Consider the following 10,640-nt stretch of genomic DNA (forward strand, 5'->3'; position numbering starts at 1 on the left):
TCAGGCCAAATCAATACATCTTGGTAAGTTCCCTTCCAGTTTGATTGGTCTAGCTGTTTGCGAATCTGGTCGATGATTCGGATAAAAGCTGGTTGCATGAGCAATTCAGCTTGCTTCCAACTCGTAATATTTGTGAACTTTGGCATCATTTTTATCTTATAAAATTGAAAAAAATGTGATAGAAAAAACTTAAGGTTGAGGTGAAGATGGTGACGAGACTGGAGCTTCTCGCTGTACAGTTTCGACTTGACTAACTTGAAAAACCAAGGTAAAAGGTTGACCCATCTTTTTGGCAACAAATTCTTCCAACAATCGCACTTGTTTAGGAGTTAAAACTTGCTCAGCGCGAACAGTAAGATAAACTTTAGGGGGGTTTGTTAACCAGTTGGACTCAGTTTTAACCAGTTCTACTCGCTGAAAAGTAATCGTATTCTTCAGTAGCGCCTGCTTCAAACTCGCTTCTAGTCGGGCTTGCCGGAGTAATTCTACAAAACTGATCCCTAAAGGAATCAAGAGAATCGCCGTCAAGGCAAGCGTCCAACTTAGGGCTTTCCTTGCTTTCGCTAGAGGGGTGTAGCCGGACAATAAAAAAGTCAGCATACAGGCAAGGGTAATCCCCAGCAAGTTCGTCATGTACAGCAGCGCTGCACCCAGACTCAGCGACCAATTCGCTTGGGCAAGCCCCAAACCAATGACACAAACCGGAGGCATCAGCGCCACAGCGATCGCTGTCCCCGCCAAAGTCCCAGAAATTTTGGGCTGCACTTTCGCAAAGCCACTAATGCCTCCAGCGACTACAGCAATTCCCAAATCGAGTAGAGTCGGTCTAGAGCGAGACAGTACTTCGCTGCCAAATTCTGGGAGTCCGACAAAGGAACCCAGAAGCATCGCTAAAACAATCGCCAGACACGTCCCCACGACGACTGCAACCAACCCTTTGCGAAACAGAATCACGTCGCCTTCTAAAGCGGCAAAGGCTAATCCGCGAATGGGGAACATCAACGGGGCAACGATCATCGCACCAATAATGACAGCCGCACTGTTAGTCAACAATCCCAAAGTAGCTATCGCGCAGGAACCAATAATCAACACGATGTAGTTCAAATCCATCGTAGATTCTTCCAACAGCCCCTCTCGCTGCACGCCTAACTCCTGCTGTGCCTTTCGTCGCCATCGCCGATATTTCGACCACTTCCAATGAATATTTTTTAGCAAATGAAAATAATACCCTAAAATTCTATCTGAAGCCTGATAAAAGCTCCGCTTGATGCTCAATATTCACAATGATCGCAATCCCTCCGCCAAATTTAGCTACGTCTCTGGATGGAAATCAGCAGTGAATTATCGGTGTTTACAGGCACGCTTCCCGAATGCTTCACACTCCAATCTGAAAAAATTAGTGAAATCTTTGACAAACTCTGCGGATTCGTTGGGTTTATCCGAGTGGTATTAATATTGAGCGTACATTCTTTTTTCGGCAGGTCGCACCATGATCGGGCGTTTATTAGACCAGCGTTACCAAGTTGTCCAAGCCTTGGGGGCCGGTGGATTCGGAAAAACCTACATCGCCAAAGACACCCGCCGTCCTGGTGCCCCAACTTGTGTTGTCAAGCACCTCAAGCCTGCTAGTAGCGACCCTCATTTTTTGGAAACGGCTAGACGGTTATTCACTAGCGAAGCCGAAACTCTAGAACAACTGGGAAATCACGACCAAATTCCTAGATTATTAGCCAACTTTGAAGAAAACCAAGAATTTTACTTGGTACAAGAGTTCATCGATGGGCATCCCCTCAGCGCCGAACTCTCACCCAGTTATCGTTGGGAAGAAGGTCAAGTCATCCAGATGCTGCAACAAGTCTTAAGCGTTTTGGAATTTGTCCACTACAACGGCGTCATCCACCGCGACATCAAACCAGACAACTTAATCCGACGCAACTCAGATAGCAAGCTAGTTTTAGTTGACTTTGGCGCAGTCAAGCTACTGCGAACTCAAACACTCATCAATCAAGCACAAGCCAGTGCCACCGTTGCCATTGGCACTCCCGGCTATATGCCAACCGAACAAGCGCAAGGCAGACCCCGCCCCAATAGCGATATTTATGCTTTGGGTATGATTGGCATCCAGGCACTGACGGGATTGATGCCGCTACAATTGCACGAAGATCCCCAGACAGGCGAGATTCTCTGGCAGCATCTAGTGGCGGTCAGTCCAGGGTTAGCAGGTTTTTTAACAAAAATGACCCGCTACCACTTCAAAGACCGCTATCAGTCAGCGACGGAAGCACTACAGGAATTGCAACAGCTAATCTATGGCAGTAGACAGCCAGGAGTAGGGGTTGGGTATCCACCCATTGAGTACGCGCCCTCTCCCCCAGCGCCGCCAACTCCACCGTCTGAACAGAAAACCCTTCCGGTCGTTCCTCCCCAACCCACGCCACAACCTACTCAACAACCAATTAGTCAAGAGTACAATCCGCCTGTTGTTGCTCCCTCGTCTAATAAATTTCCCCTAGCGATGGGGATCGGGGTAGCTATTTTGGTATTTGCGGTAGGGGGGGCTATTGCTCTTTATCAATCCCAACCCAAGAGTAATGGAGGGTCTAAGAGCAATCCGAATGAAGTGGTAGACAAAGTACAAGAGACTTGCAAAGTTTCGGATGGGCCATTAAATGTACGTTCTAGCCCTAACGCTTCGGTAGTAGGTAGCGTCAAACAAGGGACGATTTTATCTGTTACCGGCACTGCACGAAATGGTTGGGTGCCGATTAGTTCGCCGCTCAAGGGATGGGTATTTAGAAAATATATCGATTGTGGCTCATCGGCCTCAACGCCTACCAAGCCCACTCCAACAACGACTGCCAAACCCTCTCCAGAAACGCCGAAACCTACCGTCGATCGGGGGCGGGAGATCATCGCCCAAGCGACGGAAAAATTTCAAGCGGGAGATTTCGACGGCGCGATCGCTCTCGTTAGATCCATTCCCGCTAACAGTTCTGCTTACGGACAAGCGCGGGAAGCGCTGCAAGAGTGGTCTTTGAACTGGTCAGTTGCACAAGGGATATATCGGGATTCCCAAAGAGCTTTCGAGCAAGGTCGGTGGCAAGATGTAATTGCCGCTGCAAACGACCCTGGACTTCCCCAAATCCGGTATTGGCAAGATCGGTTACGCCAATTAGCTGCACAAGCCGAGCAAAAACAGAACGAACAAACACCGTCTCCCAGCCCCAGCGAAAGCCCCACCGAGAGTCCTAGTCCCACTGAAAGCCCTAGCCCGATTCAGAGTCCGAGTGAAAGCCCTAGCCCCACGGAGAGTCCGGCAACTGAGCCTTCCTTGTGACGACACTCAGATAAGTGCTAAGCGATCGCTTTCCGCTCAAATCGGGCACATTTCCCTACTTGCTCTCATCGGGAGGTGGAGGGAACGGCACCAGCGCCGCTTGGAAGAAATAAACGCGACCGCAATATTGCGATCTGTTAGAACAGATCGTTTCTATCGCCACATTATTGACATTAGTAACATCAAATGACATGGAATCTTTCTGCCCAGGAGCAATCGTGCGAGAATGCTTACGCTGTCCATCTAAATAAACATTGACCGTGGTAGGAGGACTACCGCTGTCGTTATCCCGCATTCCATATTCCAAATCCAGGGTTTGGAAGTAAGTGTCATAACCCTCCGGCATGATTCTACAGGTCATCGACACGAAAGCGTTGCCTGGAGCCAGACTGAGACGGCTGGTGTAGACGGCTCTACCCACAGCAACATCTGATTTATAAGGACGCCAACGACCAGGGCCAGTGCTAACACATTTAGTCTCTGGTAGAGAGACTGTACGCCGTGCCTGTACAGCTTGATTGCCCAGAGTCGCCAAGACAAAGGACAGCAGGCCGCCAACAAGAAGTTGACTGATCAACTTGGTTTTTTGCATGGAGAGATCGCCAAGTTAAAAGGTAACAATCTTTACTAATGATACCGAATCCCCAGCCGCTGAATGGGCAATAAATCTAATAATAATCAGAATGGGAGCGCTTGGGTTAGAGAGAGCGCGATCGCGATGGGCTGACTGACAAATCAGATCGGACTAAAGGCGAGATCCCGGACTTCTCTAAGAATTCCGGGATCTAAACCGCTGGCATCTCACCACTCAAATAAGACTGCAATATAAAATGCCTGCAACTATCCAAACCCCAAGAGACAGTTCTAGTGGGTGCTAAATATCCTAGCAGCAGCGGCAACACCGGCTCCGGGAGTAAAGCCTTCGTATCCGACTTCTCGCAGTGTCGCTTCCAGAGCGGCAACGGCAGCGAGAATATCGCGATCGCTCACAAAACCCAAGTGACCAATCCGGAAGATTTTTCCTTTGAGATGGTCTTGTCCGCCAGCCAGGACAATGTCGAACCGCTTTTTCATCACGCTACGGATTTGTTCTGAATCCACCCCAGTCGGTGCCACAGCGGTAATCGCCGGACTGCCTGCACCTTCAGGCGCAAACAGCGGCAACGAGAGCGCATTCATCGCCTCGCGGGTCGCCGTCATCAGCCGTTGGTGACGGGCAAAAATCGACTCCAAACCCTCGGCTTTCATCATTTTGAGGGCAACGTGCAGCCCCACAAATAAGTTCACCGGAGGGGTAAAGGGAGTCGTGTTTTTGGCGGCATCTTTGCGGTACTTGCCCAAATCCAAGTAGTAGCGGGGCAACTTAGCCGTTTTGTAAGCTTCCCAAGCTTTCGGGCTGACAGAGACAAACGCGAGTCCTGGGGGAATCATGTAACCTTTTTGGGAGCCAGACCCCACCACATCAATGCCCCATTCATCAATCGGCAGATTCACCGCTCCTAAGCTGGTAACAGCGTCAACGATCATTAAAGCTTCACCGTGGCCTTTGACGTGACGATTGATTGTTTCCAGGTCGTTGAGAACGCCAGTGGATGTCTCGCTATGGGTGACAATGACCGCTTTGATTTGTTTATCTGTATCGGCTTCGAGTTTTTCCCGGAATTGTTCTGGGTCGAGGGCTTGACCCCACTCAGCTTTTACCGTATCAACATTCAGACCGAAAGCTTGGCTAAGTTCCGCCCAGCGATCGCCAAATTTGCCATTACAGCCAACCAAAACGCGATCGCCTGGACTCAGGAAGTTAATGATGCCAGCTTCCATCGCCCCCGTGCCACTGGCAGTTAACATCAGCACGTCATTCTCGGTTTGGTGCAACCATTTCAGGTTTTGCGTCACCTCAGCCATCAGTTTGCTAAATTCACTGCTGCGGTGCCCAAATGGATGCTTGGCTAAGGCGAGTAATACCTGTTCCGGCACGGGTGTTGGGCCGGGAATCATCAACATTAACTTATCGTCCATCGATCTGTCCTTAAACTTGAAGAGCGCATACTCCAGAATCGCATATCTTTTCCAATCCATTCACCAATTAGCAATCAGCTTTTTAGCTTTTCGGAGTAATTGAGTAATCGATAGTCAGTAGTGGGTAATCGGTTTACAGTCTCTTTACGAGCTAGTACTGACAAGTAAGGAGTTAATAACTACTAAAAGATTGACAAAAAGCCAAATCTTTACTCTAATTTCTCCGGTGGAATTTTTCTTAAAAAAGCGGGAAGGTCTACCTGTAAATGTTTGTTGGGTTGAGGGGACGGTAAAGGAGTTCGGTTGATTGGCTGAGGAATCTCAGCCACAGTTGGGGGTTCTATTGCCATCAGCAGTTCTTCCAGATCCTCAGGGCTATCTGCTAGCACTCGTTGCAAGAAATCCTTTAGTTTTTGAGCGCTACGAAGGCTAGCATTGCAACGGTCTTTCCAGTACTGGATGGCGGCTTCGTACTCATTTGCTTGCTGGGCTTGCATGAGAATTTGCTCTTGCAGGGTCGCGGTGTGAGTTTCTAATTCGGTTGTCTGGGCTTGATAGCGATCGCGCGACTCTGCCAAGTCGTGGCAAGCTTGTTGCAATCGAGCCTGAATTTTGGCTTGCTTGTCTAGCTGGTTTTCTAGGTCTTCAATCTGGCGGTGAAGAGCTTTAATGGCTGCATCCTGTTCACCAACCAAGTCTTCAGTCTCGGAAAGGTTTGCCAACAGTTGTTGCTGTTCTTCCAATGTTTCGTTGGCTTCTTGGAGTTGATCTTCTAGCTGATTGATAACTGTAGCGCGATCGCTACATCGACTATAAAGCGCCTGCATTTGCTGCTCTTGCTCTAGCGCCTGCACCTCCAAACGCCTTATTACAGTTCGAGCTTCCAGAATTTGAAATTCTAGCTCCTGCACTCGTTGTTGCTGGGCTTCTAAGGCTGTTTGCCGGTTCGCTAGCTCTTGTTCCAGCAGCGTTTGACTGTTTTGGCTAGTCTGACGGCTCTGAGCTAGCTGCCTTCGCAAACGTCCTAATTCCCCTTGCTGCGCCTCAGCTAAAGTTTCAATCGTCGCTAACAATTCTTGAACCGTTTCGTCTTTGAGAACCGCTTGCGATTGATGATTCTCTAGCGCTTGCTGCTGCTCGAACAGCTGTTGCTTGAATTGATCGAGCGCCCGCTGTTGAAGATTCGCGGCTTCCTCTGTCGATGCTAGCTGAGTTTCTAAAAGATGTTGCTCGCTTAGTTGGAGCCTCAACTCACTGACACAAGCCTGGGATTCCTCCAACGCCTGCTCTAACTGATGAATGCGAGCTAACTGCTGCTGTTCTTGCGAAGGCGATCGCGCCAATTCCAGCGGTTCTGGAGGCTCCAGTTCCCAAGATTGTCTTTGTGGATCTTGTTGCGGGGATAATTCGCTGGGATGAGGCTGTGGAGTAGCAAGAGCATCCTTTGCCTCTGCGTCTGCTGAAGCTTCCTTTGAATTTAACCAAAAACGATCGGCTGAATCTGGTTCAGTCACTCCGAACCTCCCAGAAGTCAATAACGGTCTTGGAGCATCCAACAGCCATCTCGCATTTCCGAGTGATGAGTTAGCAGTTAGCAGTTCTCGGAGCGTTTATCACTGTTTATCACTTAAGTAAGTAGAAAGCATTGACCCTAATTTTAGGGCTTTCCGGCGATTTTTCTGTATTGAGGACGAAGCATCAGTGCCAGCATCTAGGCACAGAATTCAGGTATTTAACAACTCTGGCTTCGCCCCACACCCTTTCTAATCTCAATACCTTTTATACCTTGGGTTCTCGGTGTCCGGTGACAATATCTGGCGAAGGTGGTTGATCGAAGGCAATGTTATTCAGAGACCAACGGTAATCAATTGGTAAATTTGCTCGTTCGCAAGTTTGTTCGAGTTGCTTCTGTTGAGCCATTGCTTTGCGAAGAGTACTAATCAGCTGGTGAACTTGCTCCCGCACTGCCGGTTTTTGACTAACGGCGAACGAGGTGTGGCGTTCCAACACTTGCAGGAGTAATTCGTAGTGGATACGAGAGGGAAGAGGAATTGGCTCCATGAAACCTAATTTACCTATAGGGGTCAAGATATTGGGCAAGGATGAGGCGGAAGGGGGAATGAAAAAGTTCTTTATTCAATCTTTCATCCTTCCTCCTCCCTCCTTTATCCTGCAAAAGGGTTTTCATTCTAGGAAAACAGCTTGGCGATGCCAACAGCAGGGTCGGACTGTTTCACCAAGGACTCACCAATCAGCACCGCATCAGCACCCGCTTGCACAACCAAGCGAAGGTCAGATGGCGTGTGCAGACCCGATTCGCTAACGACAGCGATCGCCCGATCGCGCAACTCGCTACCTCGCGCCGCTAAAATCTGGCAGGTTGTTTGTAAGTCTACGGAAAAATCTTCCAGATTGCGATTATTTATACCAACTAGGGTAACGCCTTCTAAGGATAATACTCGGTCTAATTCGTCCAGAGTATGCACCTCAATCAGCGGTGTCATCCCCAAAGCATTGGTAATTTTGACAAAGTATTGGAGGTCTTGATCGCTGAGAATTGCTGCAATCAAGAGAACGGCATCGGCTCCGTGGCGTCGGGCGAGATAAATTTGGTAAGGATAGATTAGGAAATCCTTACATAAAACGGGCAAGTCTACGGCAGCGCGAACAGCCGTCAGATTTTCAAAACTCCCTTGAAAAAATTTTCGATCGGTCAAGACTGATAAACAGCTGGCTCCTCCTTGCTGGTAAGCAGTCGCGATCGCCACTGGGTCAAAATCTTCCCGAATCACACCTTTACTGGGAGAAGCCTTTTTGACTTCTGCAATCAAGGCAGGTTTTGTCTTCCCTTGCCGCAAAGCACCGATAAAATCACGAGGTGCAGGTGCAGACTGCACTTGACGCCGCAACTCCACTAAGGGCAGGCGTTCTCGCATCTGGTCAACTTCCGTTTCTTTTTGCCAGACAATTTCCTCCAGAATGTGGCGGGGTTTGGCATCAGGTACGGCAACCTGATAGCGTAAAGTGCTGATGGCAATCGATGGATTTGGGGGACGGCGGCGAATTTGCATATTTCCTAGTTTGGCACAATTATTCATGGGGAATGGGGGCTTAGTAGGGGTCATTTGTCAACGGTGATTCGTCATTCGTCACCAGCAATCGACGAATGACAAATCACGAATGACTCTTCTCCCTAATGAGAACCTACAGCCCGTTTGTAAGCTTCATCCAATACTTCTGAGAGGGTAGGATGTGCGTGGACAAAATATGCCAGAGTCTGGACAGAATTGCGTTGAGCGATCGCGTTTGCGGCTTCGTGAATCAAATCCGCTGCATGCATTCCGATGATGTGGACGCCCAGCACTTCGCCTGTATCTTTGCGGTAGATGACTTTTGCCATCCCGTCGGCTTCCCCTTCTGCGATCGCTTTCGAGTTTCCTTTGAAATAACTCTTCGCCACTGCAACTTCAAATCCCTCCTCTTTCCCCATTTCTTTCGCCGCCAGTTCCGTCTTGCCGACAAAGCTAATTTCTGGGTGAGTAAAGGCGGCGGCGGGGATGCTGTGATAATCGATCAAACGGTGACGCCCGCAGATATTCTCTACCGCCACGACGCCTTGAGCCGACGCCGCATGAGCCAGCTGCATCTTGCCCGTAGCATCTCCAATTGCCCACAGGTGAGGCACGGGTTCGCCACTTGACAAGACTGCCATCCGGTCATCGACGGGGATAAAGCCTCTATTTGTCTCAACGCCGATAGCATCCAGCCCCAAGTCCTTAGTATCCGGAATGCGACCTGTAGCAACCAAGCAAGCGTCTACTTCTAGCACGTCCACAACTTCTTTCGTTTTGGCGTCGGCTAGCTCAATGACCACGGGAGAACCCGGTTTAACACTCTTCGCCAACGTGCCTACTTTCGTTTCAATGTCACGCGGCTTAATCAGCACTCTTTCGGCAATCGTGGCAATGTCCCGGTCAAACCCAGGCATCAGCTGGGGTAACGCTTCAATCATGGTGACTTCAGCGCCTAATGCGGTGTAAACATCTGAAAATTCTAGACCAATGTAACCGCTGCCAATAATCGCAATCCAGGAAGGTAGCGACTCCAATCTCACGCCGTCGTCACTGGTAAAAACAGTTTTCCCATCAATTTCAATTCCTGGTGGAACCCAAGGAATTGACCCAGAGGCAATGATAATGTCTTTTGCCGTAACGGTTTTTTCACCCGATCCCGTGCTGATGGTGACTTTTTGCGGTCCCGCAATTTTCCCCCGACCTTGGAGAATTTCAACGTCCAGCCGTTTCAAACTGTTTGTCAAATCGCCGCGAAGCTTGGAGACAAGGTTGTTCGCATGGTCTGCGATTGCTTGTCGGTCAAACTCAACGCCTGCAACTTGAATCCCCAGCGATTTCAGATGGTGGGCATTGCGTAACTCTCGCACTCGACCGGATGCTGCCAACAAAGCTTTAGAAGGAATGCAGCCCCGATTCACGCAGGTGCCGCCCATATCGGCTGCTTCCACAATGGCGGTTTTGAGACCGCAGGAAACGGCGTGTAGGGCAGCGCCATGTCCGCCGACACCGGCTCCAATAATCACTAAATCGTAATCAAATCCTTGAGTCACGTTACTCTCCCCTAGACGACGATGCCCTCCTCATTTTCAGCTTGACCAACGGTGAGCGCAAGTCCCCAATCGGTTGTGGAGTGAAAGAGTGCAAGTTGTTCTCCTTACAATTTTCTCTAAAAAAATTACGAATGAGTCATCCCTTCAGCGGCGTGTTATATCTTAGAAACTAAAAGAAATCCAGCGATCGCTCAATTCGAGCGATCGCTGTCAATTACTAGGGTGCCCTGCCATCAAAAGCAGTGTTTGTGGAACCAGCGTAATGAATCAGAGTGACCAAGACCATCGTCGCGCCGCCGATAAAGCGTTTAGCAAATCGCTTGAGCAATTGCAGGATTTATTGGAATTGCCGGACAATCAGACGGCTCGATCCCAGTCAGAGTCGGACAGCGGTAATCATCAAAAAGAATTGACTGAAGCAGATGAGCTGGAACAAGCCGCTGCTGACATTGAGGAATATATGCAGAAAAAGACTAAATCATCGGGGAACGGATAGCGAGTAATTGGTTGGGAAAAGCGAAAAAAACACTAACCATTGTTGACCCATAACTACTGATTAGCGGCTACTTCCTAACTTCTGCCATTCTGACGCTTTACTTCGTACAACATCAAAGCAGCTGCTACAGCCACGTTTAGCGACTCGACTCCTGGACTCAGGGG

At 49.2% G+C, this 10,640-nt stretch carries 9 protein-coding genes; 2 read left to right on the forward strand and 7 right to left on the reverse strand.

The window, feature by feature from the left end:
* Positions 1 to 189: 189 nt before the first annotated feature.
* Positions 190 to 1,215, reverse strand: a complete 1,026-nt coding sequence (locus H6F50_RS02005) for a DUF389 domain-containing protein (protein ID WP_347277129.1) — start codon at positions 1,213 to 1,215, stop codon at positions 190 to 192.
* 274 nt (positions 1,216 to 1,489) lie between these two features.
* Between H6F50_RS02005 and H6F50_RS02010 the strand changes: the two genes are divergently transcribed.
* Positions 1,490 to 3,337, forward strand: a complete 1,848-nt coding sequence (locus tag H6F50_RS02010; protein ID WP_190425726.1) for a serine/threonine protein kinase — start codon at positions 1,490 to 1,492, stop codon at positions 3,335 to 3,337.
* A 55-nt stretch (positions 3,338 to 3,392) separates the two neighbouring features.
* Here H6F50_RS02010 and H6F50_RS02015 read toward each other — a convergent pair whose 3' ends face one another.
* The 6 genes from H6F50_RS02015 to lpdA form a co-directional block, all read right to left on the reverse strand.
* The gene (locus H6F50_RS02015; RefSeq protein ID WP_190425729.1) at positions 3,393 to 3,929 is read right to left on the reverse strand and encodes a hypothetical protein; all 537 of its coding nucleotides are present in this window, start codon (positions 3,927 to 3,929) and stop codon (positions 3,393 to 3,395) included.
* Positions 3,930 to 4,201: 272 nt separating this feature from the next.
* On the reverse strand, positions 4,202 to 5,356 hold the full coding sequence (locus H6F50_RS02020) for an alanine--glyoxylate aminotransferase family protein (protein WP_190425732.1): 1,155 nt from the start codon (positions 5,354 to 5,356) through the stop codon (positions 4,202 to 4,204).
* Between the two features lie 209 nt (positions 5,357 to 5,565).
* Positions 5,566 to 6,870 (reverse strand): hypothetical protein, encoded by a 1,305-nt coding sequence (locus tag H6F50_RS02025; protein WP_190425735.1) that lies wholly within the window; start codon positions 6,868 to 6,870, stop codon positions 5,566 to 5,568.
* A 265-nt stretch (positions 6,871 to 7,135) separates the two neighbouring features.
* The gene (locus H6F50_RS02030) at positions 7,136 to 7,417 is read right to left on the reverse strand and encodes a DUF5340 domain-containing protein (protein WP_190425738.1); all 282 of its coding nucleotides are present in this window, start codon (positions 7,415 to 7,417) and stop codon (positions 7,136 to 7,138) included.
* A 128-nt stretch (positions 7,418 to 7,545) separates the two neighbouring features.
* Positions 7,546 to 8,427 (reverse strand): indole-3-glycerol phosphate synthase TrpC, encoded by an 882-nt coding sequence (gene trpC, locus H6F50_RS02035; protein WP_190425746.1) that lies wholly within the window; start codon positions 8,425 to 8,427, stop codon positions 7,546 to 7,548.
* A gap of 122 nt (positions 8,428 to 8,549) precedes the next feature.
* A complete protein-coding gene (lpdA, locus tag H6F50_RS02040) occupies positions 8,550 to 9,980 on the reverse strand; it encodes a dihydrolipoyl dehydrogenase (protein ID WP_190415525.1) in 1,431 nt (476 codons plus the stop codon).
* A gap of 262 nt (positions 9,981 to 10,242) precedes the next feature.
* Here lpdA and H6F50_RS02045 point away from each other — a divergent pair, with 262 nt between their 5' ends.
* Positions 10,243 to 10,476 (forward strand): hypothetical protein, encoded by a 234-nt coding sequence (locus tag H6F50_RS02045; RefSeq protein WP_190425741.1) that lies wholly within the window; start codon positions 10,243 to 10,245, stop codon positions 10,474 to 10,476.
* The last annotated feature ends 164 nt before the right edge of the window (positions 10,477 to 10,640 follow it).

The organism is Coleofasciculus sp. FACHB-712, assembly GCF_014695635.1.
In the GTDB taxonomy this organism is placed as follows: Bacteria; Cyanobacteriota; Cyanobacteriia; order Cyanobacteriales; family FACHB-T130; genus FACHB-T130.

Bases quoted from the DNA above. Each gene is read 5' to 3' on its own strand.
- H6F50_RS02010 (WP_190425726.1), top strand. From the start codon at position 1,490: ATGATCGGGCGTTTATTAGACCAGCGTTACCAAGTTGTCCAAGCCTTG.
- H6F50_RS02015 (WP_190425729.1), bottom strand. From the start codon at position 3,929: ATGCAAAAAACCAAGTTGATCAGTCAACTTCTTGTTGGCGGCCTGCTG.
- H6F50_RS02020 (WP_190425732.1), bottom strand. From the start codon at position 5,356: ATGGACGATAAGTTAATGTTGATGATTCCCGGCCCAACACCCGTGCCG.
- H6F50_RS02030 (WP_190425738.1), bottom strand. From the start codon at position 7,417: ATGGAGCCAATTCCTCTTCCCTCTCGTATCCACTACGAATTACTCCTG.
- trpC (WP_190425746.1), bottom strand. From the start codon at position 8,427: ATGCAAATTCGCCGCCGTCCCCCAAATCCATCGATTGCCATCAGCACT.
- H6F50_RS02045 (WP_190425741.1), top strand. From the start codon at position 10,243: ATGAATCAGAGTGACCAAGACCATCGTCGCGCCGCCGATAAAGCGTTT.